This is a genomic window from Winogradskyella sediminis (assembly GCF_003387355.1).
In the GTDB taxonomy this organism is placed as follows: Bacteria; Bacteroidota; Bacteroidia; order Flavobacteriales; family Flavobacteriaceae; genus Winogradskyella; species Winogradskyella sediminis.
In genome coordinates, this window is record NZ_QUNH01000001.1 from 1187612 (window position 1) to 1211875 (window position 24264).

15 protein-coding genes are annotated in these 24264 nt (G+C 34.9%); 14 read left to right on the top strand and 1 reads right to left on the bottom strand.

Going from position 1 to position 24264, the window contains the following annotated elements:
* The first annotated feature begins 37 nt into the window (after positions 1 to 37).
* From C8N41_RS05105 to C8N41_RS05130, 6 genes are all read left to right on the top strand, one after another.
* Positions 38 to 2434 carry a glycoside hydrolase family 31 protein gene (locus C8N41_RS05105; RefSeq protein ID WP_115838430.1) on the top strand — a complete coding sequence of 799 codons (2397 nt, stop codon included), beginning with the start codon at positions 38 to 40 and terminating at the stop codon, positions 2432 to 2434.
* A gap of 4 nt (positions 2435 to 2438) precedes the next feature.
* A complete protein-coding gene (locus C8N41_RS05110) occupies positions 2439 to 4322 on the top strand; it encodes an alpha-amylase family glycosyl hydrolase (RefSeq protein ID WP_115838431.1) in 1884 nt (627 codons plus the stop codon).
* Positions 4323 to 4449: 127 nt separating this feature from the next.
* A complete protein-coding gene (locus C8N41_RS05115; protein WP_115838432.1) occupies positions 4450 to 6126 on the top strand; it encodes an alpha-amylase family glycosyl hydrolase in 1677 nt (558 codons plus the stop codon).
* 262 nt (positions 6127 to 6388) lie between these two features.
* Entirely contained in the window at positions 6389 to 8512 is a 2124-nt protein-coding gene (locus C8N41_RS05120; protein ID WP_115838433.1) for a glycoside hydrolase family 97 protein, read from the top strand.
* Between the two features lie 17 nt (positions 8513 to 8529).
* Positions 8530 to 9015: a hypothetical protein gene (locus C8N41_RS05125; RefSeq protein ID WP_115838434.1), complete on the top strand. Its 486-nt coding sequence runs from the start codon at positions 8530 to 8532 to the stop codon at positions 9013 to 9015.
* A gap of 106 nt (positions 9016 to 9121) precedes the next feature.
* Entirely contained in the window at positions 9122 to 11494 is a 2373-nt protein-coding gene (locus tag C8N41_RS05130; protein ID WP_115838435.1) for a GAF domain-containing protein, read from the top strand.
* Between the two features lie 35 nt (positions 11495 to 11529).
* Here C8N41_RS05130 and C8N41_RS05135 read toward each other — a convergent pair whose 3' ends face one another.
* Positions 11530 to 12744, bottom strand: coding sequence for a Pycsar system effector family protein (locus C8N41_RS05135; RefSeq protein WP_092445101.1), 1215 nt, complete (start codon positions 12742 to 12744; stop codon positions 11530 to 11532).
* Between the two features lie 260 nt (positions 12745 to 13004).
* Here C8N41_RS05135 and C8N41_RS05140 point away from each other — a divergent pair, with 260 nt between their 5' ends.
* The 8 genes from C8N41_RS05140 to C8N41_RS05175 all read left to right on the top strand — a co-directional run bounded on the left by C8N41_RS05140 (position 13005) and on the right by C8N41_RS05175 (position 24262).
* A complete protein-coding gene (locus tag C8N41_RS05140) occupies positions 13005 to 16679 on the top strand; it encodes a metallophosphoesterase (RefSeq protein ID WP_115838436.1) in 3675 nt (1224 codons plus the stop codon).
* Between the two features lie 169 nt (positions 16680 to 16848).
* A complete protein-coding gene (locus C8N41_RS05145) occupies positions 16849 to 18411 on the top strand; it encodes a protein adenylyltransferase SelO (RefSeq protein ID WP_115838802.1) in 1563 nt (520 codons plus the stop codon).
* Between the two features lie 19 nt (positions 18412 to 18430).
* Positions 18431 to 19156 carry a flavodoxin family protein gene (locus C8N41_RS05150; RefSeq protein WP_115838437.1) on the top strand — a complete coding sequence of 242 codons (726 nt, stop codon included), beginning with the start codon at positions 18431 to 18433 and terminating at the stop codon, positions 19154 to 19156.
* Between the two features lie 60 nt (positions 19157 to 19216).
* Complete coding sequence (locus C8N41_RS05155) at positions 19217 to 19498, top strand: DUF427 domain-containing protein (RefSeq protein WP_115838438.1); 282 nt, start codon at positions 19217 to 19219, stop codon at positions 19496 to 19498.
* Between the two features lie 9 nt (positions 19499 to 19507).
* On the top strand, positions 19508 to 20725 hold the full coding sequence (locus tag C8N41_RS05160; RefSeq protein ID WP_115838439.1) for a bifunctional alpha/beta hydrolase/OsmC family protein: 1218 nt from the start codon (positions 19508 to 19510) through the stop codon (positions 20723 to 20725).
* An 8-nt stretch (positions 20726 to 20733) separates the two neighbouring features.
* Positions 20734 to 21900 carry an ergothioneine biosynthesis protein EgtB gene (gene egtB, locus C8N41_RS05165; protein ID WP_317124566.1) on the top strand — a complete coding sequence of 389 codons (1167 nt, stop codon included), beginning with the start codon at positions 20734 to 20736 and terminating at the stop codon, positions 21898 to 21900.
* Complete coding sequence (locus C8N41_RS05170; RefSeq protein ID WP_115838440.1) at positions 21901 to 22839, top strand: L-histidine N(alpha)-methyltransferase; 939 nt, start codon at positions 21901 to 21903, stop codon at positions 22837 to 22839.
* Positions 22840 to 22948: 109 nt separating this feature from the next.
* Positions 22949 to 24262 carry a DUF2254 domain-containing protein gene (locus tag C8N41_RS05175; RefSeq protein ID WP_115838803.1) on the top strand — a complete coding sequence of 438 codons (1314 nt, stop codon included), beginning with the start codon at positions 22949 to 22951 and terminating at the stop codon, positions 24260 to 24262.
* Positions 24263 to 24264 lie beyond the last annotated feature (2 nt).

Consider the following 24264-nt stretch of genomic DNA (forward strand, 5'->3'; position numbering starts at 1 on the left):
CAAGGTGTCTAAAACCTTTTAGGTATAAATGCTAAATATGAAAACATATATTTTCTTAATCCTCAGTCTATTTTTTACGGTTTCAATTTCGGCTCAAAATGTAGCGCGTAAGTTTATAGATGCTGAAAATATTCACGATGGGACACAGGTTTCAATTAAAGTGAGCGATGGTTATTATTTAATTAGACCATTTTCTTCTCATATTGTAGAAACCACATTTGTGCCGAATGGAGAAGTTTTAAAACCAGAATCTCATACAGTTATTTTAAAGCCAAATGCATCTAAGTTTAAAATTTCAGAAATTGGGCAAGATATTATTCTAACAACTAATGATGAGTTATCTGTTACCATCACTAAAACCCCATTTCAAATTTCCTACTATTACAAAGGCAAACTCATCACGTCTGAAAAAGCAGGTTATGTTAAAAACGACAGTCTAGAAACTATAGAATTCAACCTCACCAAAGACGAGGTGCTTTACGGAGGAGGCGCAAGAGCTTTAGGAATGAATCGTCGTGGACATCGACTGCAACTCTACAACAGAGCACATTACGGTTACGAAACCCATAGTGAATTAATGAACTTTACCATGCCAATTGTGTTGTCGTCTAACAAATACATGATCCATTTTGATAACGCACCTATCGGCTTTTTAGATTTGGATAGCAAAGGAGATAATACGTTGAAGTATGAAACTATTTCAGGACGAAAAACATATCAAGTGATTGTTGGAGATTCTTGGTACGACATTACCAATAATTACACTGATTTAACAGGGAAGCAACCCATGTTACCACGTTGGGCGTTGGGGAATTTCTCAAGTCGTTTTGGCTACCATTCTCAGGAAGAAGTAGAAATGACGATCGCTAAATTTAAAGACGAAGAAATTCCCGTGGATGCTATTATTCTCGATTTATATTGGTTCGGGAAAGACTTAAAAGGCACCATGGGAAATTTGGAAGTGTTTAGAGATTCTTTTCCAGATTTTGAAGGCATGGTAAAACGTCTGAACAATAAAGGTGTAAAAACCATCACCATCACAGAACCGTTTGTTTTAACCACGTCTAAAAAATGGGATGAAGCTGTTGAAAAAGATGTGTTGGCTAAAGATTCTGTCGGGAATCCGGCCAAATACGATTTCTATTTTGGTAACACCGGACTCATAGATATTTACAAGCCTGAAGGCGAAAAGTGGTTCTGGAATATTTATAAAGAGCTTGTCAAAATGGGAGTTGCAGGTATTTGGGGAGATTTAGGAGAACCTGAGGTGCATCCAAGTTGGGTACAACATCACACAGGTTCTGCAGACGAAGTTCATAATATCTACGGTCACGATTGGGCACGGTTAATTCACGAAGGTTATCAGCGTGATTTCCCAAACACAAGACCCTTCATTTTAATGCGTGCAGGTTATTCGGGCTCGCAACGCTATGGTATGATTCCATGGTCTGGCGACGTGAATAGAACTTGGGGAGGTTTACAATCACAACCTGAAATTGCCTTACAAATGGGCATGCAAGGTTTGGCGTATATGCATTCTGATTTAGGCGGTTTTGCGGGTGCTAATTTAGATGATGAATTGTATGTGCGTTGGTTGCAATACGGCGTGTTCAATCCTATTTTTAGACCACATGCTCAAGAAGATGTGCCTAGCGAACCTGTTTTTAGAAGCGAGAAAGCAAAATCTTTAGCTAAAGAAGCGATTGAGTTACGTTACAGATTATTGCCATACAATTACAATTTGGTTTATGAAAATAACCAATTCGGGAAACCGTTGATGCGACCATTATTTTTTGAAGAATCTGATAATCCTGAATTATTTAATTACTCAAAAACCTATTTATGGGGAAATGATATTTTGGTGTCGCCTGTTTTGGAAGCTGGTAAAAAAGAGCAGGAGGTTTATTTTCCAAAGAACAATGTGTGGTTCGATTTTTATACTCATGAAAAGATTGAAGGTGGACAAACAAAAACGGTTCAACTAAAAGAAAATTCAATTCCGACGTATGTGAGAGCTGGTGCTTTTATTCCAATAGCAGAGTTGGTGCAAACCACCATAGATTATAAGGATACGTATTATCAGGTGCATTATTACTATGATGAATCTGTAACTGCGAGTTCAGCTCAAATTTACACAGATAATGGCATGTCTTCAGGTCCCATTCAAAATGAAAATTATGAATTGCTTTCGTTTAATATGAGCAAAAAAGGACATCGATTACAATTTGAAATTAATGACGTTATCGGTGATAACCTTGAAACAGAAGGTCGCGTATTTTATTTACTAATTCATGGACTAGATAAAAAACCAAAAAGCGTAATTGTTGGACCAAGTCGTCGATTTGAATGGGATGAAAATTCAAAAGTGCTTAAAATCCCAGTTGAGCGCAATCCAAGGGAACATTCTCTAATCAAAATCAAACTAAAAAAATAATGCAATGCATATAAAAAATCTTATCTTAATTCCTTTAGTTTTTACAGTGTTTGTGAGTTGTAAAAACGACATAAAAGAGTTGCCAAAAACAAAAGAAATTAAAACTCAAATGAAGAAAAAGGAAGTCGTTTACCAAGTGTTTACACGTCTGTTTGGTAATACCAATACCACCAACAAACCTTGGGGAACTTTAGAAGAAAATGGCGTTGGTAAATTCAACGATTTTACGGATAAAGCTCTAAAAGAAATTAAAGATTTAGGCGTTACACACATTTGGTATACAGGAGTGCCACATCATGATGTTATTACAGATTATACGGAATTCGGCATCTCAAATGACGATCCTGATATCGTAAAAGGTCGTGCAGGTTCACCATATGCCGTAAAGGATTATTATAATGTAAATCCAGATTTAGCAGAAAATGTTGAAAACCGGTTAGAAGAATTTGAAGCCTTAATTGAACGTACCCATAAGGCCGGATTAAAAGTGATTATAGATATCGTTCCGAATCACGTGGCGCGTAATTACCAAAGTTTAACCAATCCTGAAGGGATAACCGATTTTGGTGCAGACGATGATAAAACTAAGACTTACGTCGTTAATAACAATTTCTATTATAATCCAGGAGAGGCTTTTAAAGTGCCAGAATGGAAACATGGCTATCAGCCTTTAGGAGGTGAGAAGCATCCATTAGCAGATAGTAAGTTTGAAGAAATTCCTGCAAAATGGACAGGCAATGGTTCTAGAGCATCGCAACCCGATATGAATGATTGGTATGAGACAGTAAAAGTCAATTATGGAATTTCACCCGAAGGTCAAAAAGATTTTGATGAGTTAGCAGATGGTTTCGACAGTGAAGATTATAAAAAGCATTTCGAATTTTGGAAAGATAAAACCGTTCCTAGTTCTTGGATAAAATTTAAAGATATTGCTTTGTATTGGACGGCTAAAGGCGTTGATGGTTTTCGCTATGATATGGCAGAAATGGTGCCAGTTGAATTTTGGAGTTATATGAATTCAGCTATAAAAATGGAAAATCCAGATGCCTTTTTATTGGCAGAGGTGTACAATCCAAGTTTGTACCGCGATTACATCCGAAAAGGAAAAATGGATTACCTCTACGATAAAGTTCAGTTATACGATACCTTAAAACACGTGATGCAAGGTCACGGTAGCACCAATAATGTGCCACCAATTTTAGATGATTTACGGGATATTGAGCACAACATGCTTCACTTTTTAGAAAACCACGATGAGCAACGTATTGCAAGTCCAGATTTTGCAGGTAATGCAGAAAAAGGAAAACCTGCAATGGTCGTTTCTGCAACGTCATCCACAGCACCAACGATGATTTATTTCGGTCAGGAATTCGGAGAACCAGGCGCTGAAGATTTAGGTTTTGGAGATCCAACGAGAACGTCAATTTTTGATTATGGTTCAGTGCCTAGCTTAGTCCGTTGGGTAAATGATAAAAAGTTTGATGGTGGGCAATCCACAGAAGCAGAAAAAACACTTCGTGATTTTTATAAACGACTGTTGAATTTTACGATAAATAGTTCGGCTTTAATGGGCGACTATCAAGATATTCAACATTACAATCATCAACATACAGAATGGTATAATGATAAAGTCTTGTCGTTTGTGCGTTGGAGCGATAATGAAAAATTGATTATTATTTCAAATTTCAATGCAGAAAACACCTATGGCTTCGAATTGCAATTACCAGAAGATTTGGTTCAGAAATTAGGACTTCAAGATGGTGAATACGACGTAAAAGACCAATTGTATAATCAATATACGTCAACCTTAAAAGTTGAAAACGGAAAAGCGCAGGTAAGAATAGATATTAAACCATTGGAGTCATTAATTTTAAAAATTGAAGAATAGTAGTTAATCGCAACAGACCTGTCAGGTTTCTAAAAACTGACAGGTCTTAAAATCATAAATAATCGTCACTTCGAGTGAATTTGTGAAGCATGAACAAATTTGTATCGAGAAGTAATAATAAAAACACATGAAAAAACTAATTTTATTAACCCTAATCCTATTCACTTTGAGCTGCAAAAATAAGGAGACGGAACACAAAATCGCTACTGTAGAACCAGTACAAACTATGGAAACACCTTTCGTTTGGGAAGGAGCTAATCTCTATTTTTTATTAACAGACCGCTTTAATAACGGAGATACGACTAATGATGTTAATTTCGATAGAACCAAAGAAACAGGAGAACTTCGTGGTTTTGAAGGAGGAGACATTAAAGGAATTACTCAAAAGGTAAAGGAAGGTTACTTTACAGATTTAGGTATCAATGCCATTTGGATGACACCAATCGTTGAACAAATTCATGGTGGTACTGATGAAGGTACAGGGGTTACTTATGGTTTTCATGGCTATTGGGCTAAAGATTGGACAAAAATTGATCCAAATTTTGGAACCAAAGAAGATTTACACGAGCTTGTAAACGAAGCACATGCCAGAGGTATTCGTATCGTTTTAGATGCTGTTATAAACCACACAGGCCCCGTAACGGATAAAGATCCGGTTTGGCCAGAAGAATGGGTAAGAACAGATAAACAATGTAGTTACGATAATTATGAAAACACCGTTAGCTGTACTTTAGTTGCCAATTTGCCAGATATTAGAACGGAAAGCAATGAAGATGTCGCATTGCCACCACAATTAGTCGAAAAATGGAAAGCCGAAGGTCGTTACGAACAAGAAGTACAAGAGCTCAATGCCTTTTTTGAAAGAACCGGCCATCCAAGAGCTCCTCGTTTTTACATCATGAAATGGTTAACGGATTACATCACTGAATTTGGAGTTGATGGTTACCGTGCAGATACCGTTAAACATACCGAGGCTTATGTTTGGGAAGAATTTAAAAAAGAATGTGATTACGCTTTCGAGCAATTCAAAAAGAACCATCCAGAAAAGGTTTTAGATGATAATCAGTTCTATCTCGTTGGTGAAGTTTATAACTACGGAGTAAGTAGTGGTCAAGAATTTGATTTTGGCGATAAAAAAGTTAATTATTTTAATCCACCGAGCTTTCAAAGTTTAATTAATTTTGAATTTAAATGGAATTCAAAAGAAATGAATTATGAGGAGTTGTTTAGTAGATATTCTAATGTATTAAATGGCGATTTAAAAGGTTTTGGAACCTTAAATTATTTAAGCTCTCATGACGATGGTAGTCCTTTTGATGCCAACAGACAAAAACCTTTTGAAACGGCAAATAAATTAGTGTTATCGCCTGGGACATCACAGGTGTATTATGGTGATGAGTCTGCTAGATCACTAGTAATTCCAGGTACGGAAGGTGATGCAACCTTACGTTCATTTATGAATTGGGATGCTATTGCCAAAAGAAAAAGAATAAAAGAAGTCTTATCGCATTGGCAAAAATTAGGTCAATTTAGAGCTAAGCATCCTTCAATTGGTGCAGGAACGCATCAAATGATATCAGCTTCACCGTATTATTTTTCTAGAAGTTATCAATCAGGTGCTTATAAGGATAATGTAGTTGTTGGCTTAGATTTAGAAAAAGGTAAAAAAGTAATCGATGTCTCTAAAGTTTTTGAAGAACGCGTCATGCTGCGTGACGCCTATTCTGGAGAAACAGCAACGGTAGAAAATGGAACTGTAACTATAAATTCCGATTTTGAAGTTGTATTATTAGAGAAGGAATAGATTAATTACAGACAGTGACCTATAGCAGGTCTTGAAAGTAGAAAAAATATCCGTAAAGTCCCCTCAAAGGGACAATGCACTCAAATGAAAAGAAAGATTGTCCCCTTGAGGGGTCTTTAGGGGTGTAAACTAAATATAAATTGAAGAAATTAAGACCTAGCAGGTCTCATAGAAAAGCAAAATAAATAAACTAAAATTAACCTATTCGACTTCGACTACAACTAGTCATAGTGAAATCTAATAGGACTAAAAATATATATACATGAAAATCTACATTTCAATTTTAGTAATGGCATTAGCATTAGTCTCATGCAATTCAGAAAAAAAACAAACCACAAAAATCAAATCACCTAACGAAAAAGTGATAGTCGATTTTAACGTTAATAAAGAAGGACAACTCTATTATCTCGTGAAATTCAATAACAAAACTGTTGTTGATACCTCTTATTTAGGTTTTGAATTTAAAGATGAACCAGCCTTTAATAAGAATTTTAGTATTAAAAACACAAGCACATCAACGTTTAACGAAACGTGGCAAATGCCTTGGGGAGAGCAGTTAGATGTGGTTAACAATTACAACGAATTAAAGATTGAACTCGAAGAAACTTCTGAACAAAACCGACAATTAAATATCGTTTTTAAAGTGTACGATGATGGTCTCGGATTCCGATACGAATTTCCGGAGCAAGCAAACTTAACGGGAGACGTTTTTATAACAGAAGAGCATACCGAATTCAACCTTACAGAAGATTATAAAACCTTTTGGATTCCTGGAGATTGGGATATCTATGAGCATTTATACAACACCACGAAGTTATCTGAAATTGATGCTTTAAAATTAGCAAACCATAAAAACTTGGCTCAAACTCATATTCCTGAAAATGCTGTAAACACACCTGTGACTATGGTAGGGGCTGATGGAACACATTTAAGCTTTCATGAGGCAGCTTTAGTGGACTATTCTGGTATGACTTTAAAAGTAGATATCGAAAACTTAGATTTAAAAAGCAATTTAGTAGGCTCAGAAAATAGAGATTATAAGGTGAAGAAAACTATGCCGTTTAACACGCCATGGAGAACCATTCAAATTACTGATAATGCGCCAGATTTAATTGAATCTAAACTTATTGTTAATTTAAACGAACCGAATAAACTAGGCGATGTATCTTGGTTTAAACCGATGAAATATACAGGTGTTTGGTGGGAAATGCACTTGGGTAAATCCTCTTGGGATTATGGCATGACTCAAGATATGAGTACTTGGACAGATGGTGGACAATCAAATGGAACTCATGGAGCAACTACAGAAAACGTAAAGAATTTTATAGATTTCTCTGCCAAAAATAATATCGGAGGCGTTTTAGTTGAAGGTTGGAATACTGGTTGGGAACATTGGATTGGTTTTGAAGATAGAGAAGGAGTTTTCGATTTTGTAACACCTTATCCTGATTACGATATTGACGAAGTAGTGCGTTACGGAAAAGAAAAAGGGGTAGAAATTATAATGCACCATGAAACCTCAGCAGCAACAGAAACCTACGAAAAACAGCAAGACACGGCTTATGCGTTAATGCAGAAATACGGCATGCATGCTGTAAAGTCTGGTTATGTTGGTAAAATTCTGCCTAAAGGCGAATATCACCATGGGCAGTATATGGTGAATCAATATAACAATGCGGCTATTAAAGCAGCACAATATCAAGTTGCAGTCAATGCACACGAGCCGATAAAAGCCACAGGTTTGCGTAGAACGTATCCTAATATCATTTCTAGAGAAGGACTTCGAGGACAAGAATTTAATGCTTGGGCTACAGATGGCGGAAATCCACCAGAACATTTACCAATTGTAGCTTTTACAAGAATGTTATCGGGACCCATAGATTATACTCCAGGTATTTTCAATATAAAATTTGATGAATACAAAAAAGACAATCAAGTTAATACAACCATAGCACAACAATTAGCTTTGTATGTGGTGATTTACAGTCCGGTGCAAATGGCAGCAGATTTGGTAGAGCATTATGAGGCGAATCCAGAACCACTTCAATTTATAAAAGATGTTGGTGTCGATTGGGAACAAACTAAAGTTTTAAATGGCGAAGTTGGTGATTATGTCACTATTGCCAGAAAAGAACATGGCACCGGAAATTGGTTTGTGGGAGGTATTACCGATGAAGATGCTAGAACAGTAAATATTGCATTCACTTTTTTAGATGAAAATCAAACCTATGAGGCTACGATCTATAAGGATGGAGAGGAAGCTCATTGGGATAACAACCCGTTGGATATTAAAATTGAGACGATTGAAGTTAATAAAGATTCACAATTAAAAGTGAAACTTGCCGAAGGAGGTGGGTTTGCCATAAGCTTAAAAAAGACGAATTAATATAATACCAGTTTACTATGAAATCTATAATTATTGCGATATTTATTCTTTTTATTAATACAGCATTTGCTCAGGTTGGTATTAATACTACAGATCCAAAGAGTACACTAGATATTAATGGTAATTTATCTGTTAAAGTAGTTGAATACAACGGAGGTCCAGGTTGGGCAGCGACTCCCATCGATGATGGTGTATATATTAATCTAGTACCAACAGCTTCTAATGTTGAGTTTATCTTACCCGACGCAAGTCTCGTTCCTGGTAGAATTTATATCCTTAGAAACATCTCTGATGCAGAGAATGCGGTAATTTATACTTTCGGAGCGGATGCTACATCTGGAGCTGGTGTAGAGTTTTATCGCGGTGATGGCAGAAATAGTCAAGGTCCACTAGGCTCTGTAATTATGACTGCAGATATTGACAATAATGGTGGAGATATCACAAAAACACTTATCTTTATAAGCGATGGTGCCAATTGGACCTACGGTCATATTGGGCTTTAGAGCCGCTTTAGCATTTAATTTTTAATAAAAAGTGCTGTAAGTAGCTCAAGTAATTGTCGACTATTTATTTAATCGATAACTTTGCCTATATAAAAAATTACACACTTTGGATATTAACGCTAATATAGAATCACCGCTTTTGCTTAAAGTAAGCTTTAATAAGCTTGTTAAGCAATACGAAAAATTAATTGCGAATAGCGATGAACACGTGTCAGCCACTGCGCAACGTGTATTAGATATTGCTAAAGAGAATCCTATACTTGTGGATGGATTTAGCGATGCTACTATATTTAAAACGCATGAAAAAGAAATAAAATCCATATTACAAGATACATTCAGTCCTGTTTTAACGAAGAATGAAATTAAAACAGCCTCTGTTCCTTATCACGATTTTATATTTAATGCCTCAGAACGCTTTAAGTCTATTTTAAATATTGCTGGAGACGACTTTAAGTTAGAAATGAAGAATTTACCAGAAAATCAACGCTACATAATGGCTTGTACTGCGATTCTTAATTTCTGTTATGGGTATAATCTTAATGTTAAGCGTCCGCTTTTTTACGAAATACCAGATGATGATGGTGTAACGCGTTACTATAAAATATTATATAATGCTGATTTTACTGAAATCATTCCTAATGAAAATGCACCAAAGATTACTCAAGAAGACTATGATGAGTTATTAGATAACTTTGATAATATTGAATTATGGAGAAAGAAGTTTCCTCCAAATAGTTACACCTTCAAAGGATTTGTGATTTCTAATATTTTTGATGTTACAGATGATCAATCGATATCCAATATTAAATCGAATTTAATTAAAGAAGAAAAACGCTCCAATTCAAGTTTTGTTGAAGAGTTTGTTGAAATTTTTCAGTCTTTATTTGGATTGAAAAACATAAAAGTTGGTTTTTCTATTTACAATGAAGAAGAAGATACGTTTGAGCAGATTTATGGAGTTGGTACACATAGCTATTTGCTCAATGATTTAGAAAGTAAATTATGTGCCGACGTGTTATGCGAATGGTCTTATAATAAACTATTACGAGAACATGATTTCTTCTCTGTTTCCGACGTAGATAAATCCCTAACCTGTTCTAATGATGAGGCACCACATATTAAAGTTTTAAAGAAGCAAGGATTTAAAAGTGCCATTTTTGCACCAATAGCTAATGAAAACGGCTTACTGGGTATTTTAGAAATTGTTTCTAGTACGCCTAAAGTCTTAAATAGCATTAACGCAAATAAATTAGTGGATGTAATGCCATTTATTATTGCAGCCGTAGAGCGTTCTAAAAATGAGGAAGCGAATTTAATAGAGGCTGTAATTCAAAAAGAATGTACCTCTATTCATCCAAGTGTAAAATGGAGATTTAAAAAAGAAGCTAAAAATTTTATAAGACATCAGATAGATGGTAAAGATGCTAATTTTAATAAAATAGCTTTTGAAAACATCTATCCTTTATATGGTCAGATTGACATAAAAGGCTCTTCCGAAGCTAGAAACTGGGCTACACAACAAGATTTATCATTACAGTTAAATACTTTAAAAGACATTCTGAAAAACGCTATTGAAAAAGAAAATCTGCCAATTTATGCGCAGTATATTTTTCAAATTGATGATTTTATCAGTGCTATAGATGAACACTTTCAGGTAGATAGTGAGCATCAAATATCAAATTTTATTAAAATTGAAATAGAACCTGTTCTTCAACATTTGTATGCTGCAAATATTTTAAAAGATGAAATTGATGCCTATTTTGAGTCTATAGATAATCGAGTTAATGTATTATACCATCATAGAAAAAATTACGATGATACCATTGCTTCTATCAATAAAGAAATGGCAGCGTTATTAGACCTTAAGCAGATAGAAGCCCAACTGATGTATCCACATTATTTTGAGCGTTTTAAAACAGATGGTGTTGAGCATAATATGTATATCGGTGAATCGATCACTCAAGAGGATACCTTTAGTCCAATTTACTTATATAATTTAAGATTGTGGCAATTGCAAATTATGGTAGAAATGGAAAATAGGTATTACCAGATGCAATCCGATTTTCCTATTAAATTAGATGTGGCCTCTATGATCTTGGTTTTTAATCAGCCATTATCTATAAGTTTTAGAATGGATGAAAAGCAATTTGATGTTGATGGCACTTATAATGCGAGATACGAAATTGTAAAAAAACGTGTTGATAAAGCTTTTGTAAAAGGCACCCAAAAACGCGCCACAGAAAAGGGCAAAATAACCATTGTATATTCGCAAAAAGAAGATGAGTTAGAGTATTTAAGATATATCAAATTCTTACAGTCTAAACACTATTTAGATACGGATGTTGAAATTGTAGAACTTCAGGATTTACAAGCCGTAACAGGTTTAAAAGCGATACGCGTAAGTGTGTTATATCACAAAGATAAGAATGACAAATCTTTTTATACTTACGAAGATTTAATGCAGGAGATCAATAAATAATTCAAGGAGCCACTAAAGTTTTTTAGCCACTATAATTATGTTATTGGTCTGGCTTCAATACCAGAAAGCTGAAAGGCCAATACAAAAGCAATAACGCTTACAATGATGCCAACCATAAAGACGGTATACGTGATGCGTAATAATTTGTATTTTCTATTTAATACAAGTCCTAAAAAGTAAAGGTCTTTAGTGAGTGATCCATAAAGGTAGTCTCTGTCTTGCATCATTTCGCTCATTGCCCATTCAAACTCATCGAGTTTCATTTTATGGAAATTTCCGAAAAATAATAAATTCACTTTTTTATTAGCTACATCTTCTTTTGTAAATTTTCCTCTAGTTACATTTGGTCGAGTGGCCAATACTGATAAGACAATAGAAACCACTGTAAATAACGCAAATATAGCCGTTGGTAATATTAAATAGCCGTTAGACGGATTGTCTAATTTTGAAATAAGATTAGAGATAACTAAAGAAATGATAATGGCGTTTACAGACAATAATATATTGGCTTTGGTATCTGCAATATCGCTTAAAGTAATATGATTTCTAAGGGCTACTCTAAACATGGTTTCAATTCCGCGTTCAGGAAGTTCTATTTTGTTTTTTTTAAATTTCAACTGGTCTTTTTTTTGCTGAAGCTTTATATTATCTCGTTCTACTTTATTTTGTTTTTTTAATAATTGAGCGAGGTTTTTACTTTTGCGCTCTTCCCATTTTGTCGCTGCAATATCAGAATAAAACTTGTGTTGTGTTGTAAGCCAATGGATGTTTTCTTTTAGCCATTCAGATTCTGTTAAAACTTTATCGCAAGTCAATTCCCATTCTCTTCGCAGTAATTCGCAACTCTCAAGGTATCTTTTACTACCTATATGAGAAGAATCGGCATCTCGCATAAGTTTTTCTAAAAGATGAGTGGGTTCGCGGTTCACTTCAGTTGCTAAAATTAAATTTAGAACAATTTCTATATCTGGATCCGGATACTGCTGTGCTTTTAAAAAGTCTGAAGCTATTTTTACGCTTTCCTTTTCGTGAGCCTTATGACCTTTTGTAAAACCAGTGTCATGTAACCATGCCGCTAACTCTAAATGTTCTTTATCGGTATCATTAAGTTCTAAATCTGTTGAAAGCGTTTTTATACTTGCAACAACGTGTTGTGTATGTGCAAGGTTGTGATAGACATAATTATGATCTAAATGTTCATTTAAAAGCTGAACAACAAATTTTTCGGTTTTTAAAATAATGTTTTCCATGAAGTGGGAATAAGAGACTAAATTAAGGAATTTTGTTAGGAATCTTACGTATCAATACTTATAAACGTTTCTTAAAATTTATAATGTTGCAATCTCGATCCTAGTTTAGCGACAAACAGTTTGTCGGTTTACATGGAATATAATTACTTTTCATTGCAATTATTGTAAATTGAAGGGATTATTTTTAATATTTTTAATTCTGTCTATCATAAAGTATGTCGTTATTCTAATTTGTACCTTTGATATCTAACCCTATTTTTATGAGAATATCTTACAAGTTTGTTATTCTATTGATTTTAATTTTAGTGCACACCTCCTGTGCTACATTTAAAATGCAAATGATTGAAGGTTCTGAAAAAGCCAGACCTTCGCAAAAAGAGATTGAACATAGTTTTTATCTTATCGGAGATGCAGGAAATTCTGATTTAGGTGAGAGTTCTGAGGCGCTAAAATTTTTTAAAACCGAATTGCAACGTGCTAGTAAAAATAGTACAGCTATTTTTTTAGGAGATAACATTTATCCTGTTGGGCTTCCAAAAAAATCAGACGAAGACTATGACTTAGCAAAACACCGTATAGAAATTCAGACCGAAGCTGTTAAGGATTTTAAAGGGGAAACTATATTTATTCCTGGAAATCACGATTGGTATTCCGATATCTCGGGTTTAAAAGCTCAAGAAAAAATTGTTGAAAAAGCGCTAGGGAAAGATAGTTTTTTACCAGAAGATGGCTGCCCTATTGATAAGATCCATATTTCAGATGCTATTGAACTTATCATCATAGATTCTCATTGGTACATTACCAACTGGAATGAGCAACCCACCATTAATGATGATTGTGAAATTAAAACAAGACAACGATTTTTAGATGAGTTTGATAGTCTCATAAAAAAAGCTAGAGGTAAAACGACCATTGTTGCCATTCATCATCCTATGTATTCTAATGGTTCACATGGCGGACAATTTAGTTTTAGAAGTCATATGGCTCCGATTCCAATTTTAGGGACCCTTAAAAATATAATTAGAAAAACAAGTGGTATTGCCAATGTAGATCTTCAGAATAAGATGTATAATGAGCTTAAAAAACGATTAGTAACTTTAGCTCAAGCTAATGATAAAGTAATTTTTGTGTCTGGCCATGAGCACAATATGCAATATTTGGTAGAAGATAATTTACATCAAATCGTATCGGGTTCGGGTTCTAAAGTATCAGCAGTACGCAATATAGGCAGTGGTGTTTTTGGCTATGCAGCACCAGGATATGCTAAACTAAATGTGTATAAAGATGGGTCATCGCATGTTACATTTGTGGCGATTGACAAGGAGACTGAGGTTTTTCAAACAGAAGTTTTTTCAGAAGATAAACCAGAGAATCATACCGAATACGCAAATGATAGTCCATTTTCAACCGCCTCAGTGTATTCTGAAGAGGAAACTAAGGTGAGCGGTTTTGGAAAATTACTTTGGGGAGAACGTTATAGAGATGCATATAGTACCAAAGTTACAGTCCCAAATGTAAAATTAGACACTTTATTTGGTGGTTTAATTCCTGTTCGTAAAGGTGGAGGAAATCAATCAAAATCGTTGCGTTTAGAAGATAAAAATGGAGCGCAATATGTAATGCGTGCCGTGAGAAAAGAAGCGCTTAGATACCTTCAAGCGGTTATGTTTAAGGATGAATATATTGAAGGTCAGTTTGAAGATACAGCTACCGAAGATCTAATCTTAGACGTTTTTACAGGTTCGTATCCTTATGCTCCTCTTGTTGTTGGTGATTTGGCAGATGCTATTGGTGTGTATCATACCAATCCGGTATTGTATTATGTACCAAAACAAGAACGCTTAGGGCATTATAATGATGATTTTGGTGATGAATTATACATGATTGAGGAACATACTTCTGAAGGTCATGCTGATAAAGCGAGTTTCGGTTTTCAGAATGAGCTCGTATCTACAGAAGATATGATGAAGAAGATTCATAAGGATGAAGATATAGTTGTAGATGAAGCTGCTTATATTAGAGCCAGGTTATTCGATATGCTTATTGGAGATTGGGATAGGCATCACGATCAATGGAGATGGATTGAGTTTAAAGAAGATGGTAAGGAAGTATATAGACCAATGCCAAGAGATAGAGATCAAGCATTTTCAATGATGTCCGATGGATTTCTATTTGGAGCTGCGGTAAAGTTAATTCCGGCGGCACGTTTACTAAGAGCGTATTCAGAGGATTTGGTCGATGTAAAAGGGCTTAATGTTGAACCCTATTCTATCGATATGGAAATTATAACACAATCTGGCAAAGCTGTTTGGGATGCACAAGTACAACTTATTCAACAAAATATCACCGATGCTGTTATAGAAAAAGCGTTTCAAAATTTACCAGAAGAGATGCCTAAAGCTTCTATTGCTGAAATGAAACGACTATTGAAAGCGAGACGCAGTAATCTTCAAAAGATTTCTGATCGGTATTACACACTAATTAATAAATATGCTGTTATAAAGGGAACTAATAAAGACGATTGGTTCGATGTAGAGCGTCTGCCTAATGGACAAACCAAAATCACAGCCTATCGTATTAAAGGAGATGAAAAAGCAGATATATTTCATGAGCGTACCTATACAAAAGATGACACCAAGGAAATATGGATTTATGCTTTAGATGATGATGATGTATTTCATGTTAAAGGCGAGGGAGATCATTTAATAAAGCTGAGATTAATAGGTGGACAAAACAATGACACTTACACAATAGATAATGGTAAACGCGTGGTGTATTACGATTACAAATCAAAGAACAACACCATTGTAACGACTAAAGGTCATCAAAAACTCACAGACGATTATAAAACCAATGTTTACGACTATAAAAAACTAAAAACTAATACCAATCAGTTAATTCCGGCTATTGGAGCAAATCCAGATGATGGACTTAGAGTAGGATTTGTTAATGCCTATACCACCTATGGTTTTGAAAGGAATCCTTTTACAGCTAAACATCAGTTAGCCGCCTCGTATTATTTTGCCACACATGGTTTCGATATTAATTATAAAGGTGAATTTGCCAATGTCATTGGTCAGTTTAATTTAGGCATAGATGTACGTTTTACCAGTCCTAATTATGCTTTTAATTTCTTCGGAATTGGAAATGAATCTTTAAATCCTGAAGAGGATGAGAATGATGGATTAGACGTTAATATGGATTATAATAGAGTAAAGCTTGAAACCTTTAAAGTGGCTCCAACTTTAATGTGGAAAGGCCGATACGGATCTAGTTTTGAGTTCGGTGTCACCTACGAGTCTATTGAAGTTGAAGCTTCTGACGATAGATATATCAATCAATTTATAGGGAACAACACTGAAATTAGAAATAGCTTTTACGGAACTGATGCAAAATTTGAATTCGATCACTCAGATAACGAAACGTTTCCAACCTTAGGGATGCTTTTCAATATTCAAGGTGGTTTCAGAAATAATATAGATACTTCTAAAGGCTTCGGGTATATTATATCAGAGTTTGGGGTAGATTATAAATTAGTACCTAGCGGAGCCTTAGTATTGGCTTCAAAATTAAGAGGCCATTTTAATTTTGGAGATGATTTTGAGTTTTACCAAGGTGCCACCATTGGAGCTCAAAATGGGTTAAGGGCTTATAGAAATAACAGATTTAATGGTAAAACGGCTTTTGTACAACGTTCGGACTTAAGATGGAATGTTAAGAAATTTAAAACCAGTGTGATACCTGTGCGATTAGGCTTATATGGAGGGTTTGATTACGGTAGAGTTTGGATAGCGAATGACGAGTCTAACCTTTGGCATACTTCTGCTGGAGGCGGAATTTTTGCCATTGCTGCAGATAAAGTAACTTTAAATTTATCAGCATTTAATAGTACGGAAGGAGTAAGGTTTGCCTTTAATCTCGGTTTTGGTTTTTAACGAAATATAATTCTGTTCCGTTTTCAAATTACGAAAACGCGTCACCGATATTATAGTATTTCGTAAATGGGTTAACATCAAACTGTATTTTTATAATTAATAGAATTATTAATTGTTTTATTGCAATCGTGTATAACTAGATTTCATGCAACCGACATTTAGAAATTTCATGCAACTTAATATAAAAGATACGTTTAATAAAGAATTGCCTTCCGATCCAAATACGGATAATACAAGGCGTCAAGTTGCCGAGGCGACACATTCTTATGTAACGCCTAAAAAGCCTTCGAACCCTCAACTAATTCATGCCTCTAAAGAGGTTGCACATGCTATTGGTTTAGAGGAAGAGAGTCTGATGTCTAAAGATTTTTTAGAGGTGTTTTCGGGTTCAAAAATTTATCCAAAAACAAAACCCTATGCTATGGCTTATGCCGGACATCAGTTTGGCAATTGGGCAGGGCAATTGGGAGATGGAAGAGCAATTAATTTATTTGAAGTTGAGCATCACCATAACCGTTGGGCTATTCAACTTAAAGGTTCAGGGGAAACACCCTACTCGAGACAAGGTGATGGCTTGGCCGTGTTACGTTCTTCAATTCGCGAGTATCTATGTAGTGAAGCCATGTATCATCTCGGTGTACCTACCACCAGAGCTTTAAGTCTTATGTTATCTGGTGATGATGTTCTACGCGATATGCTTTATAACGGTAATGCGGATTACGAAAAAGGGGCGATTGTAGCACGAGTAGCACCGACGTTTATTCGCTTTGGAAATTTTGAACTATTTGCAGCACGAAACGATATTAAAAACCTCAAAAAATTAACTGACTACACTATAAAATACTTTTATCCAGAATTAGGAGCACCATCAAAAGAAACGTATATCCGTTTTTTTGAAGCCGTGACACAACGCACTTTGCAGATGATTGTACATTGGCAGCGCGTAGGATTTGTGCACGGAGTGATGAATACCGATAACATGTCTATTTTAGGGTTAACTATAGATTATGGTCCTTATGGCTGGCTTGAAGGTTTTGATTTTGGGTGGACGCCAAATACTACAGATCGCGAAAACAAACGCTACCGTTTCGGTAATCAGCCCAATATTGGCCTTTGGAATCTATTACAACTAGCAAATGCTTTATATCCGCTAGTTGAAGAAGCGGAGCCTATAGAAGCTATTTTAAACCAGTATCAAATTGATTTTGAAAATCAATCCCTTCAAATGATGCGATCTAAATTAGGTCTTCAAGTTGCAATGGATGGAGATACAAAGCTAATTAGAGATTTTGAAGATTGTTTGCTACAAGCTGAAACGGATATGACTATAGCCTTTAGATTATTATCAAATTACAAAAAAGGATATCCAGAAAATGGTTTAGAGCTCATTGAAAATGCTTTTTATAAACCAGAAGCGCTTAACGAAGAAAAACCTAACCTTTGGAAAGTTTGGTTTAAATCTTACGACCAACGGTTACAGAAAGAAGAATTAACAGATGATGAGCGACAACAAAAGATGAACACTGTTAATCCAAAATATGTACTTCGAAATTATATGGCACAATTAGCCATAGATGAAGCAGATAAAGGTAATTATGATGTGGTAAATGAATTATTTCAATTGCTTAAAAAACCTTATGATGCGCAACCTGAACATGAAAAATGGTTTGCTAAACGCCCAGAATGGGCAAGACATAAAGTAGGGTGCTCTATGTTGAGTTGTAGTTCTTAATTAAAAAAAACACTAGAATATGGATTTTTCAAAACTTAAAGTAGTGTACATTAATTGTACCTTAAAGAAATCACCAGCAGTGAGTCATACTGAAACACTCATGAAGCTGTCTCAAAATATTCTAGAAAAAGAAAAGGTGTCCTTTGAGAGCATTCGACTTATAGATTTAGATGTGGCTTCAGGTGTTTATCCTGATATGACCGAACATGGTTGGGATAAAGATGACTGGCCAGAGCTTTACAAAAAAGTAATAGACGCCGATATTTTAATTATTGGCACACCCATTTGGTTGGGAGAAAAGTCTTCTGAGGCTCAAAAGTTAATTGAGCGTCTTTATGCTATGAGTGGCAAAACAAACGACAAAGGTCAATACGTTTATTACGGTAAAGTTGGCGGTTGTATGATAACAGGTAATGAAGATGGAGTAAAACATTGTGCCATGGGCATCTTATACTCCTTACAGCATATTGGGTACTCAGTTCCACCACAAGCCGATAGTGGCTGGATTGGAGAAGTTGGTCCAGGTCCAAGTTATGGTGATACCGAATGGAAAGATAAAAGCATTAATCCACCAGTAGGTTTTGATTCTGAATTCACCAATAGAAATACCACATTTATGACTTACAATCTTTTACATTTAGCAAAGCTATTGAAAGAAAATAAAGGCTATAGTAATTATGGAAACTCGAGAGAAGCATGGGATAGCGGTACACATTGGTCTTTTGAAAACCCGGAATACAGATAGAAATTAAGCATCCACAAATGGAGCGAGATTCAAGTTTCTGTTTGATAAAAAACAATAAAGATGAAAGCAATTTGGAATAATAAAGTCATAGCAGAGAGTAATGACACTATAGTCATAGAAAGAAATCATTATTTTCCTTACGAAAGTATAAAAAAGGAATTTTTTAAAGCAAGTGACTTACACACCGTATGTCCATGGAAAGGCACAGCATCTTACTATACTATAGAAGTTGATGGCAAAGAAAATAAAGATGCTGCTTGGTTTTATCCAGAAGTATCAGAATTGGCAAAGGGGATTAAAAACCATGTCGCTTTTTGGAGAGGTGTAACAATTGAAGATTAAAATTAGGTTATGAAAAGCACAAAACTCAAGATAAAAAATCGAAAAGGAATTACTCTCAATGCCAATTTGGAATTACCAGCCAATCAGAAACCAAATTACTATGCCATTTTTGCACATTGTTTTACATGTAGTAGTAGCTTAAGTGCGGTTAGAAATGTGAGTAGAGCATTAACTCAAAACGGATTTGCGGTGTTGCGTTTCGATTTTACAGGCTTAGGTCGAAGTGAAGGCGAATTTGCGGACAGTCATTTTTCCGCAAATGTGGATGACTTGTTAGATGTCCATAAATTTATGGAAGAACACTACCAAGCACCAAGTTTATTAGTTGGTCATTCATTAGGCGGAGCAGCCGTATTAGTGGCGGCTTCAAAACTTGAAACCGTAAAAGCGGTTGCTACTGTAGGTGCGCCATCAACTGTAAATCATGTAAAGCATTTATTCTCGCATCAAGTTGAAGAATCTGAAGAAAAAGGAGATATCGAAGTCAATATTGGTGGTCGACTATTTGTTATTAATCAAGATTTTGTAGAAGCGTTTGATAACACAGATTTACCTGCAATAGTTAAAGATTTGCGTAAGCCTTTATTAATTATGCATGCGCCTTTCGATAAAATTGTAGGTATTGAAAACGCAGAACAACTTTATAAAAAAGCACATCATCCCAAAAGTTTTATAACATTAGATAATGCAGATCATTTATTAACTAAAGAAGAAGATAGTCGGTATGTTGGTCATATGATTGGTACTTGGGCAATGCGTTATTTTCCAAAGGTTAAAAATATAATATTAGACACCGAAGGAGAACAATTGGTAGGACATCTCAATAGTGTTGAAGACAATTTTACCACCTCTATTCAAACGGCAAATCATACTTTTATTGCCGATGAGCCTGCAAGTGTAGGAGGAAATGATTTTGGGCCGTCTCCATACGAATATCTCAATGCAGCCTTAGCAGCCTGTACCGTAATGACTTTAAAAATGTATGCCGAACGAAAAAAATGGGATTTAAAAGAAGTCTTTGTTTATATTACACATTCTAGAAAGCATAGTGAAGATATGAAGGATAAATCGGACAAACCTAAATACTTAGATCATATTAGCAAGAAACTAAAGTTTGTAGGTGATTTAACTTCCGAACAGAAAGACCGTTTAAAAAGCATATCATCGCGTTGTCCTGTGCACAAAACTTTAGCAAGCGAAGTCATTTTTGAAACAGAAATACTATAAATTTAGACGTGAAAACTATAACAACACATAAAATTTCAAAAGAACGTTTTTTAGACGTTAGACATCACACGGAATTAATTTGTCAATCGCTGCAACCTGAAGATGTTTCAATTCAACCAGCAGAATTTGTGTCGCCTCCAAAATGGCATTTAGCACATACGACTTGGTTTTTTGAGCAATTTGTGCTGTCAGAATATCTACAGAATTATAAAGTATTTAATAAAGATTTTGCCTATTACTTTAATAGTTATTACAACAATGTTGGAGAGCGTGTGTTGCGTGCCGAACGTGGTTTAATGACACGTCCAACCTTACAAGAAGTTTTAGATTATAGAGCCTATGTCAACGCTGAATTGGCAGCATTTATATCCAAAGGAACCACTGAAGCTGTTTTTAATATTATTGAAATCGGTTTACAGCACGAGCAACAGCATCAAGAATTATTAATTTACGATATCAAATATATATTCGGAAATCAACCTTCATTTCCCGTTTTGGATTATAAAATTCAATTGGAAGTAGAACATGGTCCGCAGCAATTTCTTCAAATTGAAGAAGGCGTTTATGAAATTGGTCATAAGGACGAAGGATTTTGTTTTGATAATGAGTTAGGAAGGCATAACGTTTATTTGCATGATTTTCAAATTTCAAATCAATTGGTAACAAATTCAGAATACATAACTTTTATAGATGATGGAGGGTATAAAAACTTCAACTTTTGGCATGCTGAAGGCTGGGATTTTGTGCAGCAAAACGGTTTAGAAGCTCCATTATATTGGCATAAAGTAGATGGTAAATGGATGCATTATACACTGAATGGCTTTGTTGAGGTTAATGGCGATTTGCCTGTTACTCATATAACTTTTTACGAAGCATTTGCCTTTGCACAATGGAAAGGTATGCGTTTACCTACAGAGTTTGAATGGGAAATTGCATCCTCAAAATTTAACTTTGGACAGTTGTGGGAGTGGACAAATAGTGCTTATTTACCATACCCTAATTATACCAAAGTAGATGGTGCCCTTGGTGAATACAATGGCAAATTTATGGTGAACCAGATGGTATTGCGTGGAGGTTCTGTAGCGACGTCAAAAAATCATTGTAGACCAACGTACAGAAATTTTTTTCAGCCAGACATGCGTTGGCTATTTTCAGGAATTAGATTAGCAAAATAAATGACAGATACCTTTACCAAAGATATAGTGGATGGCTTAACGGCCAAGGATAAACACTTACCATCTAAGTACTTTTACGACGATAACGGGAGTCGCATATTTCAGGAAATAATGAATATGCCAGAATATTATCCTACCAATGCGGAATTTGAGATTTTATCCATGCAATCCAAACAAATTATTGAAGCCTTAAAATTTTCTAGGCCATTTAATATCGTAGAATTGGGTGCTGGAGATGGTTTTAAGACCTTTAAGCTTTTAGAGTATTTGGTAAATAACGAAGTGGATTTTCATTATGTACCCATCGACATTTCTCAAGAAGCGATAGATATCCTCACCCGACGCCTAAAGGAAAAATTACCTGCATTAAAAATAGATCCAAAAGTGGGTGATTATTTTGAAATTTTAAAGGATAACAGGCAAAGTGATTACCCAAGCTTATTACTGTTTTTAGGTGGAAATATCGGGAATTATTTAGAGCATAAAGCCAAAGAATTATTGGCCTTGTTTCATAAGAATATGAAACGTGGTGACAAGTTGCTCATTGGTTTTGACCTTAAGAAAAACCCAATAATCATTCATAATGCTTACTACGATAAACACGGTATTACAAAGCGATTTAATTTGAATTTGTTGGTGAGAATTAATAGAACATTAGATGCCGATTTTAAGATTGATGATTTTGATTTTTATTGCCATTATAATCCAATAACGGGTGACGTAAAAAGCTATATAGTGAGTCTTAGAAAACAAACCGTACATCTTAAAGCTATAGATAAGTATATCCATTTTGACCATGACGAACTTATCTGGACGGAACTTTCAAAAAAGTATGCACTAGAGGAAATTAACGATTTGGCTGAACACGCTAAATTTAAAGTAGAAAACAATTTTCTCGATTGTAAACATTATTTCACTGATAGTTTGTGGCAAAAATGATAAGGATTACAATCTAATGCAAAAGGGTTAAGGACTTATGTCCTAAAGATGTTTCTTAGAGCTTTGTTGAAAAATGTATTTTTCAATGCTATCATTTGACCATCAACCCGTGAAAAAATACCTATATAAAGTCTTTGAATCGCTAGATAAGCTAGAAAGTAAAATTGCATTTTACCCTTCTATAATTAGTTTATTAGGGTTGGTCTTTGCTTTTTTTATGATTTATTTAGAAAGTCAAGGTGTTTCTAAATATTTGGTGGAGCATGCACCAATTTTAGTAGTCAACAATACCGAAACTGCGAGAAGTTTGTTAACCACATTTATTGCCGGATTAATTTCAATCATGGTATTTAGTTTTTCTTTGGTAATGATTCTTCTCAATCAAGCTTCAAGTAATTTTTCACCTAGAGTATTACCAGGATTAATATCAAACAGACGACATCAGATAATTTTAGGCATTTATAATTCTACCTTACTTTACTGCATTTTCACCTTGGTTTCAATTGCTCCAACTGGTGATAAATATCAAATTCCTGGGTTTTCAGTATTGTTAAGTATTGTTTTTATGACCCTTAGTTTGGCTGCTTTTATTTATTTTATTCATTCGATTTCTCAAGAAATTCAAGTGAATACCATTATGGATAAGATTTATAAAAAATCTAAAACCCGATTAGAAACGCTCATTGAAAATGAACAACATCATGATACCACATTTGAGGATACTTCAAAGTGGAATCATGTTATGGCAGATTCAACAGGTTATATACAAGATATGAGCTTAAATGCTTTAGCTGATTTAGCGGAAGAACACCAATTAAAAATTGAGATTGTGCCTATAAAAGGAGCCTATGTTTTAAAAGGTATTCCGATTCTGAAATACAAAGGTAATAGCGATAAAGCGTTAGAGAAAAAGCTAGGAGAAACCATCACGTTTTCTAACAGCGAATTAATAGAAGACAACTATATCCTAGCGTTTAAGCAAATAACAGAGATTGCTTTAAAGGCCATGTCACCTGGTATTAACGATCCAGGTACTTGTATTAATGCCATTGATTATCTCACTGAGCTATTTGCTTTACGCATGACAAAAAAAGACGAGAGTTATTATTTTGATGACAATGGAAACGCACTCATCTTTATTAAAACCGTGAGTTTTGAGCAATTACTTTATAATGTGATGGCTGCATTAAGAACTTACTGTAAACACGATATAATTATCCTGCAAAAATTATTTTTAATGCTGCAATATTTACTGCAAAATGATGAGGTCTTAGACGAAAAATATCATCAAATTGTGGTTAAGGAAATACAGAATCTCGAAAAAGATGCCTTGGATAATCATTCCAATGAAGCAGATATTGGCATTATAAAATCTTGTATTGAACGCTTGCGACAAGTAAATACGTCGGGATATGAAATATAACT

Bases quoted from the DNA above. Each gene is read 5' to 3' on its own strand.
- C8N41_RS05105 (WP_115838430.1), top strand. From the start codon at position 38: ATGAAAACATATATTTTCTTAATCCTCAGTCTATTTTTTACGGTTTCA.
- C8N41_RS05110 (WP_115838431.1), top strand. From the start codon at position 2,439: ATGCATATAAAAAATCTTATCTTAATTCCTTTAGTTTTTACAGTGTTT.
- C8N41_RS05115 (WP_115838432.1), top strand. From the start codon at position 4,450: ATGAAAAAACTAATTTTATTAACCCTAATCCTATTCACTTTGAGCTGC.
- C8N41_RS05120 (WP_115838433.1), top strand. From the start codon at position 6,389: ATGAAAATCTACATTTCAATTTTAGTAATGGCATTAGCATTAGTCTCA.
- C8N41_RS05125 (WP_115838434.1), top strand. From the start codon at position 8,530: ATGAAATCTATAATTATTGCGATATTTATTCTTTTTATTAATACAGCA.
- C8N41_RS05135 (WP_092445101.1), bottom strand. From the start codon at position 12,744: ATGGAAAACATTATTTTAAAAACCGAAAAATTTGTTGTTCAGCTTTTA.
- C8N41_RS05140 (WP_115838436.1), top strand. From the start codon at position 13,005: ATGAGAATATCTTACAAGTTTGTTATTCTATTGATTTTAATTTTAGTG.
- C8N41_RS05145 (WP_115838802.1), top strand. From the start codon at position 16,849: ATGCAACTTAATATAAAAGATACGTTTAATAAAGAATTGCCTTCCGAT.
- C8N41_RS05150 (WP_115838437.1), top strand. From the start codon at position 18,431: ATGGATTTTTCAAAACTTAAAGTAGTGTACATTAATTGTACCTTAAAG.
- C8N41_RS05155 (WP_115838438.1), top strand. From the start codon at position 19,217: ATGAAAGCAATTTGGAATAATAAAGTCATAGCAGAGAGTAATGACACT.
- C8N41_RS05160 (WP_115838439.1), top strand. From the start codon at position 19,508: ATGAAAAGCACAAAACTCAAGATAAAAAATCGAAAAGGAATTACTCTC.
- C8N41_RS05170 (WP_115838440.1), top strand. From the start codon at position 21,901: ATGACAGATACCTTTACCAAAGATATAGTGGATGGCTTAACGGCCAAG.